Origin of the sequence: Candidatus Culexarchaeum yellowstonense (assembly GCF_024707025.1) — an archaeon.
Taxonomy (GTDB): Archaea; Thermoproteota; Methanomethylicia; order Culexarchaeales; family Culexarchaeaceae; genus Culexarchaeum.
On the sequence record NZ_JANGFQ010000025.1, the window covers coordinates 1 to 16,996 of the forward strand.

17 protein-coding genes and 2 pseudogenes are annotated in these 16,996 nt (G+C 38.8%); 8 read left to right on the top strand and 11 right to left on the bottom strand.

What is annotated here, in order from left to right; genetic code table 11:
- From MRT15_RS05130 to MRT15_RS05150, 5 genes are all read left to right on the top strand, one after another.
- Positions 1-486: PhoU domain-containing protein (locus MRT15_RS05130; protein WP_304328552.1), on the top strand; the 486-nt coding region annotated here is incomplete at its 5' end.
- Positions 487-596: 110 nt separating this feature from the next.
- Positions 597-2,378, top strand: a complete 1,782-nt coding sequence (locus MRT15_RS05135; RefSeq protein WP_304328554.1) for an FAD-binding protein — start codon at positions 597-599, stop codon at positions 2,376-2,378.
- Between the two features lie 11 nt (positions 2,379-2,389).
- Positions 2,390-2,710 carry a 2Fe-2S iron-sulfur cluster-binding protein gene (locus MRT15_RS05140; protein ID WP_304328556.1) on the top strand — a complete coding sequence of 107 codons (321 nt, stop codon included), beginning with the start codon at positions 2,390-2,392 and terminating at the stop codon, positions 2,708-2,710.
- Positions 2,711-2,747: 37 nt separating this feature from the next.
- Entirely contained in the window at positions 2,748-3,311 is a 564-nt protein-coding gene (locus MRT15_RS05145) for an L-2-amino-thiazoline-4-carboxylic acid hydrolase (protein WP_304328558.1), read from the top strand.
- A 198-nt stretch (positions 3,312-3,509) separates the two neighbouring features.
- Entirely contained in the window at positions 3,510-3,788 is a 279-nt protein-coding gene (locus MRT15_RS05150) for a hypothetical protein (protein WP_304328560.1), read from the top strand.
- On the opposite strand, the gene MRT15_RS05155 is transcribed toward MRT15_RS05150, so the two are convergent.
- The gene (locus tag MRT15_RS05155; RefSeq protein WP_304328562.1) at positions 3,771-4,307 is read right to left on the bottom strand and encodes a manganese efflux pump; all 537 of its coding nucleotides are present in this window, start codon (positions 4,305-4,307) and stop codon (positions 3,771-3,773) included. The genes MRT15_RS05150 and MRT15_RS05155 overlap by 18 nt on opposite strands.
- 955 nt (positions 4,308-5,262) lie before the next feature.
- Here MRT15_RS05155 and MRT15_RS05160 point away from each other — a divergent pair.
- Positions 5,263-5,814 carry a cysteine hydrolase family protein gene (locus MRT15_RS05160; RefSeq protein ID WP_304328564.1) on the top strand — a complete coding sequence of 184 codons (552 nt, stop codon included), beginning with the start codon at positions 5,263-5,265 and terminating at the stop codon, positions 5,812-5,814.
- 98 nt (positions 5,815-5,912) lie between these two features.
- Here MRT15_RS05160 and MRT15_RS05165 read toward each other — a convergent pair whose 3' ends face one another.
- The 4 genes and pseudogenes from MRT15_RS05165 to MRT15_RS12555 form a co-directional block, all read right to left on the bottom strand.
- Complete coding sequence (locus MRT15_RS05165) at positions 5,913-6,098, bottom strand: hypothetical protein (RefSeq protein ID WP_304328565.1); 186 nt, start codon at positions 6,096-6,098, stop codon at positions 5,913-5,915.
- Positions 6,064-6,567, bottom strand: a complete 504-nt coding sequence (locus tag MRT15_RS05170) for a hypothetical protein (protein WP_304328566.1) — start codon at positions 6,565-6,567, stop codon at positions 6,064-6,066. Before MRT15_RS05170 ends, MRT15_RS05165 begins: the two co-directional genes overlap by 35 nt.
- A gap of 79 nt (positions 6,568-6,646) precedes the next feature.
- Positions 6,647-6,820 carry a hypothetical protein gene (locus MRT15_RS05175; protein ID WP_304328568.1) on the bottom strand — a complete coding sequence of 58 codons (174 nt, stop codon included), beginning with the start codon at positions 6,818-6,820 and terminating at the stop codon, positions 6,647-6,649.
- Positions 6,821-7,249: 429 nt separating this feature from the next.
- Positions 7,250-8,148, bottom strand: a pseudogene (locus tag MRT15_RS12555) (tetrahydromethanopterin S-methyltransferase subunit H).
- Positions 8,149-8,489: 341 nt separating this feature from the next.
- On the opposite strand from MRT15_RS12555, the gene MRT15_RS05190 reads away from it, so the two are divergent.
- Positions 8,490-9,134 (top strand): B12-binding domain-containing protein, encoded by a 645-nt coding sequence (locus MRT15_RS05190; RefSeq protein WP_304328573.1) that lies wholly within the window; start codon positions 8,490-8,492, stop codon positions 9,132-9,134.
- A gap of 213 nt (positions 9,135-9,347) precedes the next feature.
- On the opposite strand, the gene MRT15_RS05195 is transcribed toward MRT15_RS05190, so the two are convergent.
- The 6 genes from MRT15_RS05195 to MRT15_RS05220 form a co-directional block, all read right to left on the bottom strand.
- Complete coding sequence (locus MRT15_RS05195; protein WP_304328574.1) at positions 9,348-10,724, bottom strand: MmgE/PrpD family protein; 1,377 nt, start codon at positions 10,722-10,724, stop codon at positions 9,348-9,350.
- 36 nt (positions 10,725-10,760) lie between these two features.
- On the bottom strand, positions 10,761-12,206 hold the full coding sequence (locus tag MRT15_RS05200; RefSeq protein WP_304328575.1) for a trimethylamine methyltransferase family protein: 1,446 nt from the start codon (positions 12,204-12,206) through the stop codon (positions 10,761-10,763).
- A 404-nt stretch (positions 12,207-12,610) separates the two neighbouring features.
- A complete protein-coding gene (locus MRT15_RS05205; RefSeq protein ID WP_304328576.1) occupies positions 12,611-13,567 on the bottom strand; it encodes a glycine betaine ABC transporter substrate-binding protein in 957 nt (318 codons plus the stop codon).
- A 378-nt stretch (positions 13,568-13,945) separates the two neighbouring features.
- Positions 13,946-14,557, bottom strand: coding sequence for an ABC transporter permease (locus MRT15_RS05210; RefSeq protein WP_304328578.1), 612 nt, complete (start codon positions 14,555-14,557; stop codon positions 13,946-13,948).
- 1 nt (position 14,558) lies between these two features.
- Positions 14,559-15,161: an ABC transporter permease gene (locus MRT15_RS05215; RefSeq protein WP_304328580.1), complete on the bottom strand. Its 603-nt coding sequence runs from the start codon at positions 15,159-15,161 to the stop codon at positions 14,559-14,561.
- A 36-nt stretch (positions 15,162-15,197) separates the two neighbouring features.
- Entirely contained in the window at positions 15,198-16,313 is a 1,116-nt protein-coding gene (locus tag MRT15_RS05220; protein WP_304328582.1) for a betaine/proline/choline family ABC transporter ATP-binding protein, read from the bottom strand.
- Positions 16,314-16,753: 440 nt separating this feature from the next.
- Between MRT15_RS05220 and MRT15_RS05225 the strand changes: the two are divergent.
- Positions 16,754-16,996, top strand: a pseudogene (locus MRT15_RS05225) (hypothetical protein); the annotation flags it as partial.

The following is a 16,996-nucleotide window of genomic DNA, read 5'->3' on the forward strand; positions in this document are numbered from 1 at the left end:
AGATTCAGCTTCTACATAATACGCCAACTTAAATTAGCTGTACAAAATGTGAAGATAATAAGGGATATTGGACTCTCCAGCCCAAGGGATTGCCTAGGATACAGGGTAATTGTAAAATTTGTGGAGAGAATGGCTGATCACGCTGCAAGAATTGCGAAAAACGTCCTCTCATTGGAGGAAAAGCCAAGTGAATCAGTCCTCCAAACACTCTACGAGATGAGCACATTCGCCCAAAGCCTATTTGAAGATGCAATAAAAGCCCTATTCAAAAAAGACTACGCCCTAGCAGATCAAGTTATATCCAAGACAAAAGCAATAGTAGCTCTTGAAGAGAAAGCATTAAAGGAGATACTATCAAAAACAAAGCAGGCAGACATCTCCAGCATAAGAATGATAACTGAAAGTATACGTAGGATAGCGGAATATGCAAGCGACATAGCAGAAATAGTCTTAAACCTAAATGTAAACCAGATAATCGCAACTTGACAAGCTTGCTGCAACCGAGGATACCACAAATTTCAAATTCACCCACTACTCTAAAATGTTTAACTTTATATAGTGAAGCCCCTCTTACCTCATTATTAAGGGGTGTTTACATGAAGTTAATTGATAAACTTATTACTACTGATGTTTTGGTTGTTGGTGGTGGCGGGGCTGGTTTAAGAGCTGCCATTGGAGCTGCTGAAATGGGGGTTTCCACCATACTCATAAGTAAGGGGCCTGTTGCGAGGAGTGGGGCAAGCCCCCTGGCAGGTGCAGATTTAACGCTTGATGGGAGGAGTTTACATGAACTTGGATTTCCAGGAGATCCTAGAGATACCAAGGATAAATTCTTTAATGATATAGTGACGCAGGGTTTCTATTTAAATGATCAGAGGCTTGTGGAGCTCTATGTGGAGGATGCCCCGAAGAGGGTTAAAGAGTTATTGGATTGGGGGCTTAAAGTAAGCTCCGCTGAGGAGAGAGCTATCTTCACAAGTGGAGAGTCAATTACAAATGCATTATTGAAGAGAGCTAGGGAAGTGGGCGTTGAAACCATGGATGACGTTATGCTCATAGACATTTTAACTTGTAGTGGAAGGGTTTCAGGCGCCCTATGTCTCGATATAATGAATGGGGATCTAATAGTCTTCAAGTCGAAGGCCATTGTTTTAGCTACTGGGGGATGGCATAAAGCTTATTCGCCTAATGCTGGGTCAAGGGAGCTGTCTGGGGATGGTATTGCAGCTGCATATAGAGCTGAAGCTGAACTTGCAAACATGGAATTCGTCACATTCATCTGCAACGCCATATATTGGCCGCTTAAATGGCAAGGATTAATATTCCCATACCTACTCCACCTATTAGTTGGAGGGAAACTTGTAAACAGTAAAGGTGAAGAAATCCTAAGCAAATATGATCCAACCATAGTTAAATTTGGGACTTCTATGGAGTGGAATAAGAGCTTCATATCCATAGCCACCATGCTTGAAGTTTTGGAGGGGAAGGGGGCTCCGCATGGAGGCGTATACTATGAGATTGGAGACATTACATGGGAGGAATTTGAAAGCCGCGTAACAAAACGTTACCCAAACTGGAGATATAAGGGGATAGACTTCTCAGAGTTTGGAGAAATGTTGAGGGATGGGGGATCCATCGAAGTTGGACCTGCCGCTGAATATTTTGAGGGGGGAATAGTTGTCAATGAAAAGATGGAGACAACAATTCAAGGCTTATATGCGGCGGGCGAGTGTACTTCAAGCCTTTTTGGAGCCAATAGGGTTGCAGCAGCTACAACTGAAATGCTTGTTGAAGGCGCAATAGCTGGAGAATCAGCAGCACAATATGCAAAGAAGGTTGGGATGCCAGAAATTGATGAAAGACAAGTTGAGAAGCTAGGAGAGAAGGTGCTTAGTCCCCTAAAGCGTAAGGATGGGATAAAACCAGCAGAATTAAGGAAGAGGATTCAGAAGATGGCTCACGCGAAGCTCGGTCCTGTGAGGACGCGCGAAGGCATAGAGGAATTACTACGCTTCATAGATGTGGTGAAAGAAAAGGAGCTCCCAAAACTCTACGTAAGCTCCGAGAGTAGGAAATATAACAAAGAGTGGGTTGAAGCCATTGAACTTGAAAACATCATACAAATAATTGAGTTATCCGCTAAATCTGCACTCATGCGTACAGAGAGTAGGGGAGTTCATTATCGCCTAGACCATCCATACACGGACAACGATAATTGGTTGAAGGAAATAGTGGTGAAAAGAGTTAACAATGGGGTAAATGTGGTAACCCGTCCCGTCAAAGCTACAAAGCTCCCCCTACCTTGTGGAGTTATCCCATATTGGGAGATGATGAAAATGATGATGAAGATGCATTCAGATATAGGTGGACATCATTGAGGTGAAGTGGAATGCAGCAGAAAGAGATTAATGTTAAGGTGTTCAGATTCAACCCCACAATAGACAAGGAGCCTCATTACAAAGTTTATAAAGTACCCTTAATGGAGGGGATGAGCGTCCTAGACGTCCTCGACTACATATATGAAAATATTGATGGCAGCATAGCATACTACGACCATGCAGCATGTAGACATGGAATATGTGGAGGATGCATGCTAATTGTCAATGGAAAACCATGCCTAGCATGTCAAACACCAGTTTCCGGAGACATAACAATAGAACCCATAAACCCAAAAAGAGTGATCAGAGATCTCGTCTGCGCAAAAGGATAAAAGCAATGCAGAGATAAAGGGGTATGGAGGGATTGATATGAGTCATAGGGGAATGATCCCCCTAGATGAAGCGAAAAGGGCAATTGCAAGTGTTAGCAGAAGAGTGGCATTACTACACCTATCATATGCTAAAGCAATAATTGAAGAACTTGGGGAAGAGAGAGGTTTAGAGGTCATTGCTAAAGCCATAAAGGATTATGGTGCTAGGATAGGTGAAAAGACTAGAATGGAAGTGATGAGCCTAGGTTTGGAGCCAACCCCAGAAAACTTTAATGCTGGAGAAAGCTATAGGCTACCCCCATTCGGCATGCACGATAAAATCGAAACAGTGAAGGTTGATAATGAGCAGAGGGTGAGAGCATATGGATGTATACTTGCAAAGGTATGGCAGGAGTATGGTGAAGAAAGGTTGGGACGCCTCTACTGCTACATGGACGTATCAAAATACATGGGCTACAACCCAAACTACAAACAAATACACATAAGAACCATCCCAGATGGACACCCATACTGCGAACTAACAATTAGACCCACAACAGAAGAAGAAAGAAGAATCTTCCTAACGGGAAAGGGGAAGGATTGGCTAAGTATAGACAAGTAGCATCCATCCATATATAAACTTCCACCAATTTTTCACAAGTATATGTGAACTTTTGAACATCGTCTTCTCTTCCCATATTCTTAAGTGCATGATGATCAAGTTAAAGGAGAATGCTCTCTCCTCTCACACTTGAAGATGTTGTGAAATTGATAACAAATTTGAACAAAACTTTTTATTTGGAATCTTAATATAGGGGGATTGAGGAACATGGAAATTGACTTAGTTCGGAGAGGGTTAGAGGAGCTTATTAAGAGCATTGACCTTGAATTGGCAAAAACAGAGGTTAGGTTAATGGCGATTGCCGAAAATTTTGGCTTGAAATCATGGAAGGAACTTGAGGAATTCTTTAGAAGAGGGGTAGATAATCGGGAAATTGACCTTGCTTGGGTTGAGTATCGCTATCTAAAGGACAAATATGAATCCATATTAAAGGATAGGGAGAAGGTTTTACAGCTTCTTTTAAATTCCAAAAGCTAACTCCAAAAACTTCCAAACCCCCAGAATTATTAGGATTATGCCTGAAAGGATTGATGGAAGTCTTCTATTCAAACTCCTTATCCAGCTACTTATGAGTGTTGCGAACAATATTAGAATGGTGTTTGCCAAGATTACTGCCACTATTATCCATAAAATGGGGATTCCTAGAAATGGGTAGCTGACTCCAACAGCCCCTTCATCAATACTCCCCAAAACACCAATGGCGGACAATGCTAGAAGGGATGAAGCTTTCTCCATACTCAATTCCGGCTGCTCATTTTCGAAGGCTTCTCTAATTATCCATACTCCAACACCTGTAAAGACAATTAAAATCAGCCAGGCACTGAAGGATATAACCCACCCATATATTGCCAATCCCACAAGCCAACCCAGCAAAGGCAGTAAAGCTGATGATATGGAGAATGCAACCGCTATTTTACATGCATTAACCATCAACCTCCCAAAAGTTCCACCCGGCATTAATAGGCTTAAAGCAAAGGCAAGACCAAAATCATCCAAAGATAACCCCAAGGACAACAAGATAAGAATCAAATAATCCACTATAATCCCCTACTAATACATATTGTGATATATTTCACATGAAATCATCTAATACAAAAACTTTTCTTCAAATGCTTCAAGAGTGAGTGTAAAGCCATCCTATACGGCTAGCATGTATCCTATGAACCCTGATAGTCAAGCCTCCCCCTAGCTAAATCTAGTTTGATCATGTATGCTTCCATTTCTAAGACTCCAAAAACTAAGAGAACTGAGAGATGCGATAAAGCTTACAGCTCACTCTATGACCATCAGCTACTGTAACCTCCACGGGATTGGCAATTAATGTGGTGTGGTAAGCTCATATGCAAAACTGCTTTTAATAAGTGACCTCGCTGAGCCACTATCAAATAATATGCTAATATAAAAGTAGTTAAATGAGTTTTAGCGCAAAAGCTTCCCCCATGAACTCCACTAATGGTTTCATTGCTCTCATCCAGTAACCCTCTGTCATCTCTTCCTTCTCTCCACAGTGATTATACCAAGTCGCCCCGCAGACAAAAATGCAAAATATCATGATTAAAGTCTCTAAGATACGGTATTCCTTCAAAAGAGGAGGTGCGAGGAGGATCGTTAGTACTACGTATACTGGTAGGGTTCTAAGGTAATATGATAAAACTTCCCCCTATTTACCATGCAACCTCACACTTTCAACAACATTTCAGCCACTTAAAAATTTAAGCACTGTTAAGAAAATTGCAGTCTTGTATGATCCATAACAATGCTATTTAATACAACATTACATTATTTAACATTATAGAAGCTATATTACATCCTACTAATGCGTGGAAAATGCTAAGCTAAAATTCATTTATTATGAGATTCTTTAAGGGGATCTTATTAGAATGAATTTGTCAAGGTAAATCTTATTAATTTTTGACAGAAAATCTATGTATAGAGCTCGTGGCGATCTTCCTTGAAGTCTGCTATTGTGGTTATTGATATGGCTAAGGATTTTGTGTATGGGAGTTTGAAGTGTGAAAGGGCTTTGAGGATTATTCCTAATCTTAAGAGACTTATTGAGGAGGCTAGGAGGCTAGGTGTACCCATAATCTATGTGAATGATTCCCATTTACCCGTGGATTTTGAGATGAAGTTGTGGGGGGAGCATTCCATGAAGGGCTCGGAGGGTTCTAAAGTCATTGATGAGATAGCTCCAGAAAAAGGTGATTATGTTCTTGAGAAGAGGGTTTATAGTGCCTTTTATGAAACTGGCCTCGACCCTCTTCTTAGATCTCTTGGCGTAGATACAGTTATATTGACGGGGCTTCACACAAACATATGTGTTAGACATACAGCGGCTGATGCATTCTTCAGAGGGTATAAGATAATAGTGCCCAGTGATGCTGTGGAGGCCTTCACGGAGAAAGATCATATTGAAGGTCTTGAATATCTTAAAAGAATTTACGGTGCAGAAATAACCGATGTAGAGCGACTATTAAAGGACATTGAAAAGATGTATAGATAAATGTACAAGATCAATGAATCTTCAAGGAAATAATATGCTAATTTTCCCTTCCTCTCCTTTCCTCCTTTACTTTACATTAACTTAATAATGTGCAAATGTTATCTAGCTTTGAGCACTACATTTAGGTTGTCTAATAGTGGTCTATATGGTGTAAGTGTGATAATGTCTCTGTAGGTGTTTGTGAATTGCCACACGTCCTCTTCAGCCAATAATAATGCAAAACAATAAGCGCTTTCAAATCTTCTAAAGTTAGGCCCCTCTTCTCTCCCTTTTACCAAGTTCATCTCTGAAACACCAAACACCTTCAAATGGATCTATGATTACAACGCGTAATCTGCTTAGTAGAGCATCATTTAATAGTATAAACTTTCCTCTAGTGATGTAGGCATAGCTCTTCACAGGCCCCTCAACCTTATCCTCGGTTACTAGATACGTGTTGAGGGGGTTTGGAAGTTTTGGTAGGAGGACTCTACTCCCCTCAGCCAGCACCCTCTCAACTAGGATCACACTAGGCTCTTCCCCCATCAACTCTCTTACAAGTTCTTGTGGAAGTGCAATCTCCGGCTCTTTCCCAGCAAAACCACTATTAACTATCCCTAAACCTTCAACGCATTTCTCACCATAGCACACCTTAATCCTCAACTTAGAACCATGCTCCAACTCCTCTTCAGGGGGTAGGATAGCAAGCATAAATTCTTCCACATCTTCAATAAGCTCTGGAAGCAAAATAGTTAGTATCTCCTCACTACTCATATGCCCTACCAAGACTAGTAGAAAGTGGAAAATTAAAAGCTTTTTGAAGCAACATCGTGAAAAGGTTGAGATTTACGAGTTATGAGTAAAGGAGCATCATTAGCGACCTCGGAATGAAATTATTGAGGGTGGCTATGGCAAACTTAAAAGCATCAAGATCTTCTGAAAGAATGAAAGCTATTTCAGTGCAATCTGAAATCAAGGCATCCTCAATAAATACTGGCGAAACATCCACACTTACAACCATCACCAAAACCAACAGCTGGAATCGTCACAAAATCATCCATCGTTTTCTCTTTTCAATTTTTCATAAGCGTATTGAATTAATTCATGCATTTCATCAGATAATCCCCCTTTCTAAAAATCACTTAATCTGGAGTAAGGAAAGGAATTATTGGAACACTATAAAAACAATAAACAAATGGTGTAAGAAAAAACTGCGGAGATACATCTGTAATTATGAATAGACTTAAGAATAGTCCGAAAATATGCAGGAATTTTTATTATGCATGCTTTAGAAGTGGAAAATAAACTAAGATGCATCGCAAGTAGAAAAATTTAACTTTAATTTAAATGGTGCCTCCTAAAATCGGAACTATTTAAGACAAATTCACAAAGAAGTAAAGGAAATTAACCTTGAAGATCAAATTAGAAATCTGAAGAAATAGAAGATTATGTTATTTTATGCTACTTTGAATAGTGGATGGCTTGTTGGAGGTCTTTCACCCTTTTCTAGCATTAATTGTCCGTATGCTACATCAACTAAGGCTATTGATGGGAAGAAGATTTTGGCATCTTCTATGGGGCCGTAGAGGATGAAGTCTGCTCCAATGCTAACGGCCATTATTGCTGCTGAAACTGTGCATGGCATATAAGCCTGGGGGCCGAGCTTCTTCTTTAAACCTTTCCACGTTGCAACTGCATTATGTGTGCCGGCGCCAACTGGTAGTCCCCACTCATTTTTCACATGGTAGATTGCTTTGCATGCTGAACCCAATGTGGGTACGTCGAGGATGCATGTATCGATTAAAGGCTTTTTAATTCCTAATTTTTCAGCTGTTGTAATTAAATCACTTATCGCCTTCATTTTCCCTCTTGATGTGAAATCTTTGGCGTTGTAGGCAAGTAAAACTGCGCTTTCATTTTTGATTGCTTTATTTCTTCAAGTTCTGATGCTTTGGCTTCTGGCAATATTGAGTTATATACTACACGGTCAATTAATCCAACACTTTCCGCATACTTTATCCCTGCAATTCTAACGTTTGCAGAGGGGGAGTCTATTAGAATTGGTGCCTTTGTTACGGAAGCAACGAAATCCAGCTCCTTCATCATAGCTTCATGGCTAGCTGCAACCACATCAAGCATACATGGATTCCCAGTTTTATCTGAAAGCTCATCTTGCAAATTAATCAATTCTTCAGCAGCTTTTTTGTCGAATTCGCCAGTCATCTCATCTTTGAATATTTTGTGTCCATGATAGAAAATAGACCCTACTAGAACAACAGGCCTCTTCCCCGGAACACCACCAACACTTACCTTCCCAATTTGAAATACTTTTTGTTCAACTCGAAATTCAAACATGATACATCCCCTCCTTATTAACAAGAAAATCTATAAAAAGATTTCTTTTAAACATGAAAAGCGATGAATTATTTGCATAATTCCTTTTAACATTTTGTAGGCGCGATTTGTTGAACGAGACTTCTGCAATTTTATAAGCACCCCTTAAATTTAGTGTGCTTTATAACTATGAATGGAAGAGAATCACATACCTTCAAATGTTAAATGACAGTCTATGGTTAAAAAATATATATTTAGAATAAGGATATGCGATCAACTAATTTAAACAATTTTTTGATTTGCTTTTTGCGAAAGCTTTAAATTTTGACTTAATTTGTAGAATATGAATTAAGGTGTATGGTATGGATAGTTTGGATGTATTACGTTCTGCATTACTATCGTTTGATGAAGAGAAATTTATGGAGGCTGTGAAGAAGAGCTTGGAGGCAAACATAAATCCACTTGAAGTAATAAATGTCATAACCGATGCCTTGCAAGAGATTGGCCGAAAATTCGAGGAAGGTGAAATCTTCCTAGTACACTTGGTGACAGCTGGAGAAATGGTGAAGAAGGCTGTATCCGAATACATAGAACCATCACTTAAAAAAGCTAGAATGGAAAGGAAGACCCTCGGCAAAGTTGTGATAGGCACAGTGGCTGGCGACATCCATGACATAGGTAAAAACATCGTTGCCACACTCCTCTTCTCCGCCGGATTTGAAGTAATAGACCTTGGGAAAGATGTACCAGTTGAAGAATTCATTAAAGCAGTTAAAGAACATAAACCAGACGTCCTCGGACTCTCAGCATTGCTAACCACGACAATGCCAGTACAAAAGGAAGTTATTGAAGCCCTCAAAAAGAATGGTTTAAGGGATAAGGTTAAGGTTATAGTTGGCGGCGCACCAGTTACCACTCAATGGGCAGAACAAATAGGAGCAGATGGTTATGCCGAAAATGGAGTAGCTGCAGTTAAATTAGTCAAAAAACTTTTAAAAATAGAATAAAAATTGATTTAGAAGGTGGCAACTAAGATTTCTCTCGCCTTAAATAGAAATTCCAATGGTCGTACAAGAATGTGCTTATATTCTCGATATACGAATTTTCTGAGTATACTTAATTTTATTGTCCAATTTGCTTTACGAGCTTATTCAGTAAAATATGTCATTAAGAGTAGCTAATAAGTTGGAATTAACTTGAAAAGCAAGCTTAAAATACACTTATATATACAGTAAATCTATCAATTGTTTTATGTTTTTCAATTTATCTAAATTTTCAACGTTTTCTATTATTTTTTGAATTTTCTCCTGACTTAAGTATTTTCCAACCCATTTTACAAATTTATATCGGACTTGCTCTGCGGATGGTGGGTTCTCTGGTTCTCCATATGGGAAATCAACGTGGCTAGAATATTTGGAACCATTTTTTAATTTGATTTCCACGGTGGTTGGACGTGCTGAGGGATATTTGTCTTTAAAGGATTCATCGGCTACTACTGAAACTTTGCGAGCGAGTTGTAGTACTATTGGATTGTTTATTGCGTCAATATTAAATTGGTCAACTCCTAACTCACCGTAGACGATGGCTGCTACAACATTATATGGTATGCTTAATCGTGCTGTTGTGTCGTCCTTTGGTTCATTTAAGGATAGTTGTGCAGCTGTGGGATAAGTTTTCACAGTTATTTCCACTATATCATCTGGCTTTATTCTTTGTGTGTGAAGTATGTTGAATGTTGCATCTACGGCTGAATGGCACCATCTGCATGAGGGGTAGAACTTAAAGTAAACCTCCATTATCCTCCATTTCCTCCCTAACTCTTCCGTTATTTTTTCTAATTGATATTTTTCTGGTAAACAGGTAGCTTCGCAAAATCCGCCCCTCCCCTCCAATATGCCTAAAGGTCCAAGAAACCCTTCTTTAGCAAGCATTGCGGAGAGTATACCTACTTTAGATGCTAATGCATGTGGTAAGGATTTCACCATGGATGGTTCATAATACCATATCGAGGGAGATAATGGTGTTTGGCTTCCTGCTATAGCCAACGCATTTGCTAGTTCATGTTCGTTGAGACCTAGCAGTTTCCCAGCTGCCGTTGCAGCGCCAAAAACTCCACAAGTGGATGGAGCATCTATCCTCCTCTTAAATTGAGCCATTCCTGTTGCTACGCCAACTCTTATTGCAACTTCGTAGCCAAGGATTACAGATTCCAATATTTGTTCACCTGAGGCATTCAAATATTCTCCAAGGGTTAGTGCTGTAGGAATTATTATGCAACCAGGATGAATTCCGGATTCTCTATGTCCATCATCAAAATCTAGGTAGGCTGCTTCCATACTATTCACATAAGCAGCATAGAGGCGTGATGTTTTATAGCATGCACCAATCACAGTACATTCATTAGGGAGACCTAAACTTTGGATGACTTTGTTAAGTTTTCTCGCAGCTTCTGTTTGAGATCCAAGTAAAGCTGTCCCAAGCGTGTCTAAAATACACATTTTAGCCTTTTCTACAACGTACTCTGGTATTTCCTCGAAAGTTATATCTGAAATAAAGTGAGCTAATTCTTCGCATAAATAGGAGTTCTCCTTTTCCAAAACATTCTCACCTTCTTTATTCTAATGCTTAAGCCCCTACTGTTTTCTCTTTTCAACTTCCTTTACGTATTCATGTAGTTTTCTTTCTATGTCTTTGTCTAGGGGTGGAGGCTGGTGTTCTTTTAGGATCCTTTTAACTTCTTCCCTTGCAATTTCCCTTAATTGTTTTGCACCAGTTTTAAGCCAAGTATCATAGGGTTTTGTGTCGAAGATTTTTGGGATGAAGTGTTCTTTCATGAAGTGTTTCATCGTATGCTTTTGTGCTAGGAAGTTTCCTCCTGGACCAACCTTATCAATTACATCAACAGCTAATGTTTCATCGGAAACTTCTACCCCTCTTGCCAATCGCTCAACCATCCCCAGAAATTCATGGTCTGTTATAATCTTCTCATAGGATACTGAAAGCGAGAAGTCTAGGGCTCCGACAGCGTATGTGATGAAGTTGAATCCTGCTAGGACTGCTAATGTTAGATTGAATGCTGTTTCATAACCTGCCTGTATATCCAGTGTTTTTGAATCTGTGTTGCCAGCTGCCCCCCTACATGGGAGATTATACATTCTCGCTAATTGTGCTAGGCAGATGTGCATAATTCCAAGCTCCGGTCCACCAAGCCTCGTCATAGTGGTCTTCATATCCATGACTGTGGATACAACACCATATAGTACTGGGGTTCCAGGGTTTATTAGCTGTGTTAGGGTTATCATTGAAAGCACTTCAGCATTATGTTGCACAATTGTGCCAGCCAATGTCGCTGGGCCAGTTGCACCAGACATTATCTCTGGAGATGGAATGACGATTTGCCCCAACTTAACATACTCCATCATCCCCTCAATCATTACTTTATCCCATTGTAGTGGACTTGTGGGGTTGACCATGCATAGAAGCATTGGCTTCCTCCTAAGCTCCTCCTCACCTCCAGCAACCATGGATATCATGTTTAGGCAATCCCTAGCTACAGTTGTTCCCCTCATTCTACCTCTAATGGGTTTATCCGTATTTTTAATTTGAAGTAGCATTGCATAAGCGTGGTAAACGTGATCTGGAACATCAGTTATTTGAACAGCCCCATACCCATCATCAATCCTCTCTAAATAATCCATGATTCGCACAATGTTTTCAAAATCCTTCATAGTGGCGTTTCGTCTTAATCCTGTTTCCAAATCGTATACGAAGGCTGGGGTACATACAGGACCAAAATGTACTCTATCATCCTCAAAGACTATAGTCTTCTTCGGGTTTCTCGCATGCCATATGACTCTGCTTGGAGCCTTCTTTAAAGCCTCCTTAACCAAATGATTGGGAATGTAAACTTTTTGAGCCTTATAATCCACATGAGCACCTGCACCCTCAAAAACCCTAAGGGCCTCCTCATGCTTAAAGACAATGCCGGTCCTCTCCAAAACTTCAAGGGAAGCATTATGTACCTTTTCAAGGTCATCTCTACTAAGCAATTCCAATTTAGGCACATTCAATTTAATCATTCAAATGCTCACCAGCTTATCAATATTATATGCAAGAGTTTAAAAGTATTTTGGGTTACGTACATGTGTACCGCACTAATTGCATTTTATTTAAATTTCATGAGCTTATACTAAATTAGATTAAAAAAGCATTCGACAATATTTTGAAAAATTAGTGGCTAAAATGTAAGGAGAGAAATGTAAGCTTATTGAAATTGTAATAGAGGTTGCAGAAATGTTGGTTCTAAAGACAGACCTACTTGTAAAGGCAAAAGTTGCTAAAGCAATACATATGAAAGAAGTTGACTTATAGTCCTATTCTTCCAAAACTGGTATAAAGAGTATTAGAAATAAGGTAAAGTAAGCGTATCTCTTCTAATGGAGCAAATAGAAATTTATGAAAAACATTTGGAAAAAAGGGGTGATTATTTTGGAATTAATCCCAGCTTTTCCAGAAATTCTCTTGCTACTTGAGATGGATCCTTCTTTAGAACATCCACTTGATAATTGAGGTCAGTCATTGTTTTATCATCGATTTTTCCACTCAACTTCATTAAAAGATCTTTTAGTGCAGGTGCTTTTGCAAGGAGGTCACCACGAACAACAATACATGCATAGTATGGTGGGAAGAATTGTTTGTCATCCGTTAAAACCGTTAAATTATAAGCGAGGATTCGTGCATCGGTAGAGAAAGCTGATATAACGTCAACGCTTCCCTGTGCGCATGCGATATACATTAGCCCTGGATCCAATGCTACATATTCTTTGAAGGAAAAGCCATATGTCTTAGTTAAGCCTGGATAACCATCTGGTCTTGTTTCAAATTCAGCTGTGCCACCGAATACCAGATTTGCTGCATAGGGCTTGAGATCCGAGATTTTCTTAACTCCAAGGGCTTCTGCTTGTGCTTTTCGCATTGCAAGACAGTAAGTATCGGAGAAACCTAATGTTGGTAGCCATATGATATTCCATCTCTTCTGGTATTCATTTTTTACAGTTTCGTAGATTTGATCCGGGCTTGTCCCAGCTGTCCAATTCATCTTGAGTATAGTCATAAATCCTGTACCCGTGTATTCCACATAAATTTGTATGTCACCTTTTAAAAGAGCTTCATGACAAACAGCAGTTCCTCCCAAGCCAACCTTCCGTATAACCTTGTAAGGAGTATTCCTTTCAATAAGTTCTGCCACCATATGTCCCAGAATATATTGTTCAGTAAACCTCTTTGATCCTATCGTGATTGTTATCACTTCCTCTGGAGGTTTAAACACGACATAATAAACGATGGTGCCAATTGCGCATATGGCTATTATTATTATCGCTATAAGAATTACTTTAATTTTCGTTATTGCTCCCATAGAATACGTTGATTTGCGATACATGTGCGCTCCTAAATAATGGTATATTGGTTTTAAATTTAAACTTTTCGTGCATAAGTGATGTAATAAGAAAGGGGTTTTATTGATGCGCTTAAGTCATGCTGTATACTGGTTTTAGATTATATAAAACTGATTCCTGCCTTCTTCTCAACAAATCTACGTTGAATTGTACTCAGAGAGCTAGTAAATATGAGGTAAAATTAAGAGTGATTATAGGGACTATGAGATTATTGTTGAAAATTAGGTGATGAAATAGGTGCTATCATACTTTCTAAATTAAAGGTTTATTAGATGAATTTTTTACCTTTTTGTTTTTATCAGTCTATAAGTGTCATGTGAACATGTTAATATTTATTCCAAGTCACATGCCTGATATCCGAACTACTTCTTTAAACCTTTTGGAATAAATGCTTTTTCAATTTGCCCAAGCACTACCTCCGTTATTACAGCCAGAAATGCTACAGGTATTGCCCCTGCAAGGATGAAATCTGTGTTCATGCTAGTGATCCCCAGAAAGAGTATTTCACCTAAGCCCCCTGCTCCTATGAGTGAAGCTATGGTGGCTATCCCAACTAAAAGTACACCTGCAGTTCTTATTCCTGCCATTATTACTGGTAGGGCTAGTGGGAGTCTTACTTTTATTAGTATTTGCATTTCAGTCATCCCCATACCTTCAGCAGCTTCTATTATTGCAGGATTAATCTCCCTAATACCAACATAAGTATTCCTAATAATAGGCATAAGGGCTCGCACAATAAGTGCTATTGTAGCTGGAGTATCCCCAAGACCAAACAATGGAACCATTAATGTGAGGAAGGCTAAACTTGGAATTGCTTGAATGAAATTAGCGAAATGTATTATTAGATTAGAGAGCTTTACGTATTTCCATGTCAAAATACCTATTGAGAAGCCTAAAGCAACTGATATGATAAGTGCCGTGAAGGTTAATTTGACGTGTTCCATAATCTTTAGCATGAGAATGCTTATATCCATCTTAACCACCTCTTCCAGTTACTCTTTTCTTAATTCTTCTTTCAATCAAACCTAACCCAGCATCGGTTACTATGGCTAATATCGATGTAGTTAAGGCGCCTATCAACATCAAATCATAATCCATTAACATTAACCCTGTCCATATGAAGGTTCCTAAACCCCCAGCACCAACAACAGCTGCCAATGCGGTTATGCCAATATTAAATGTTGCGGTAGTTCTTATTCCTGCCATTATTACTGGTAGGGCTAGTGGGAGTCTTACTTTTATTAGTATTTGCATTTCAGTCATCCCCATACCTTCAGCAGCTTCTATTATTGCAGGATTAATCTCCCTAATACCAACATAAGTATTCCTAATAATAGGCATAAGAGAATAAAGGAAAAGTGTAATTATTGCTGGTGGTTTTCCGATGCCAACGAGGGGTATAAGTACTGATAATATCGCTAAACTTGGGATTGTGTCTAAGATGCCAGCTACACTTATTATTGGAATTGCCAATTTTGTGTACTTCGATATAAAGATTCCTATTAATATTCCTACAGCTAATGCCAGGATTAATGAGTAAAAAGCTAGCTGGAGATGCTCTATAAGCCTAAAGATCACTTTGGAAAACAGTTCTGTGGAAATAGTTTCAACCCCCTAAGATGTTAGTATCTTCATTACATTATTGAAAGTGATAATACCCTTCAATTCTCCATTGTCATCCACTACTGGTGCAAAGGGAAGGTTTAGATTTGCCATTTTCTTAAATGCTTCCAGAGCATTTTCGCCCATCTCGATTTGGAGGTTAATGGTTTTCAAAACATTCTCTACTGGAATTTTTTTATCATTACTTTGGTAGATATCAGCCCATGAAACAATACCTATCGGCCTCTTTTGCTCATCAATTACAATTACAGCTTCTGTATTCGATTTTAACATGAAATCTTCAACTTCCTTTAGACTACACTTTAGATTAATGGCAGGGGCATCTTTTATAAGGAAATCTTCAACTTTAAGTACGTCAATTCGTTTGTAAATTTTGTCAGCTCCTATGATTGATCTAACAAATTGGTCGCGGGGATTCTTTAAAATATCCCTTGGCGTGCCTACCTGGATCAGTTTACCATCTTTCATTATTCCTAATCGATCTCCTAGCTTTACAGCTTCTTCTATGTCATGGGTAACAAAAACAATTGTTTTCTTAATAATCTTCTTTATCTTTAAGAATTCATCTTGCAATATTACTCTCGTAATAGGATCTAAAGCGCCAAAAGGTTCATCCATTAAAACTATGGGTGGATCTGCAGCCAAAGCCCGTGCAACGCCTATCCTTTGACGTTGCCCCCCGGAAAGCTCATGCGGATATCTTTTACTAAATATCTCTGCTGGCAATCCAATCATATTAAATAATTCAGTAACACGTTTTTCGATAGCATCTTTAGGCCACTTCTTCAATTTTGGGACTATGGCAATGTTTTCGCCCGCCGTCATATGAGGGAATAAGCCCACATCTTGTATCACATATCCAATGTTTAACCTTAGTTCTACTGGATTTATACGGGAAATATCCTCCCCATCTATGTATATTTTGCCTTTTGTAGGCTCAATTAATCTATTAATCATCTTCAAAGTTGTTGTTTTCCCACATCCCGATGGTCCAATGAGAACAAACAACTCATGCTCATATATATCCAGATTCAAATCATTAACAGCTATGATATTACCTGGATATATCTTACTTACATTCTCAAGCTTAATTTTAACATTGGACATCCTTAATCATCAATATTATTAGTGAGAAGAAATGTGTATATTTAGCTTTTTCCCTACTTTCATATTTAATTGTTTTAAATTATCATGGATGTTGGTGAATAATGTTTAAACTTTATCCCGTCTCCTTCAATGTAGATCCCGTATTTCTCCATGATGTTCAATCCAACCTACTGTTTGAATTTTATACTAAGCCTAATTCTTCTCTGGGAATATTTTACACATTCGATATGCTCGATGTAGCTGCCTTAATTCTGTATAAAGATACAATTTCTGCTCAATCTTTATCTGTGAAGTTCTTCGTTTCTTATGAAAAATGCTATTTTCTAAATAATTCTATTAGTCTGGTTTGAAGCCACCATAAGTTTGCTGGAATATATGAGGCATGAGATATCCATCATTTAACTTTAAATACTTTATCCATAAATTGTTTATTGATAAGTATGCCAGAAGAAATTTACACGAAGAAGGAATACCAATCCATTTTACTAAGGACTCTCGGGGACTCCCCCAAACTAAGGATAATAGATTTCTTCCTAGACAACCCGTTATTCGACTTCACCAAGAAGGAAGTTATTGAAGCTCTGGGGATGAGTAAGCAAACCTTCTACAAGTACTTTGAAGATATAGAAAAGTACGGCATAGTGAAAGTTTCCGGGAAAATAGGTAGAGCAAAACTCTATAGG

What these genes read in the sequence shown, in the direction of transcription:
- MRT15_RS05135 (WP_304328554.1), top strand. Translation starts at nt 597, where the DNA reads ATGAAGTTAATTGATAAACTTATTACTACTGATGTTTTGGTTGTTGGT.
- MRT15_RS05200 (WP_304328575.1), bottom strand. Translation starts at nt 12,206, where the DNA reads ATGATTAAATTGAATGTGCCTAAATTGGAATTGCTTAGTAGAGATGAC.
- MRT15_RS05170 (WP_304328566.1), bottom strand. Translation starts at nt 6,567, where the DNA reads ATGAGTAGTGAGGAGATACTAACTATTTTGCTTCCAGAGCTTATTGAA.
- MRT15_RS05145 (WP_304328558.1), top strand. Translation starts at nt 2,748, where the DNA reads ATGAGTCATAGGGGAATGATCCCCCTAGATGAAGCGAAAAGGGCAATT.
- MRT15_RS05190 (WP_304328573.1), top strand. Translation starts at nt 8,490, where the DNA reads ATGGATAGTTTGGATGTATTACGTTCTGCATTACTATCGTTTGATGAA.
- MRT15_RS05220 (WP_304328582.1), bottom strand. Translation starts at nt 16,313, where the DNA reads ATGTCCAATGTTAAAATTAAGCTTGAGAATGTAAGTAAGATATATCCA.
- MRT15_RS05205 (WP_304328576.1), bottom strand. Translation starts at nt 13,567, where the DNA reads ATGTATCGCAAATCAACGTATTCTATGGGAGCAATAACGAAAATTAAA.
- MRT15_RS05140 (WP_304328556.1), top strand. Translation starts at nt 2,390, where the DNA reads ATGCAGCAGAAAGAGATTAATGTTAAGGTGTTCAGATTCAACCCCACA.
- MRT15_RS05210 (WP_304328578.1), bottom strand. Translation starts at nt 14,557, where the DNA reads ATGGATATAAGCATTCTCATGCTAAAGATTATGGAACACGTCAAATTA.
- MRT15_RS05165 (WP_304328565.1), bottom strand. Translation starts at nt 6,098, where the DNA reads ATGAACTTGGTAAAAGGGAGAGAAGAGGGGCCTAACTTTAGAAGATTT.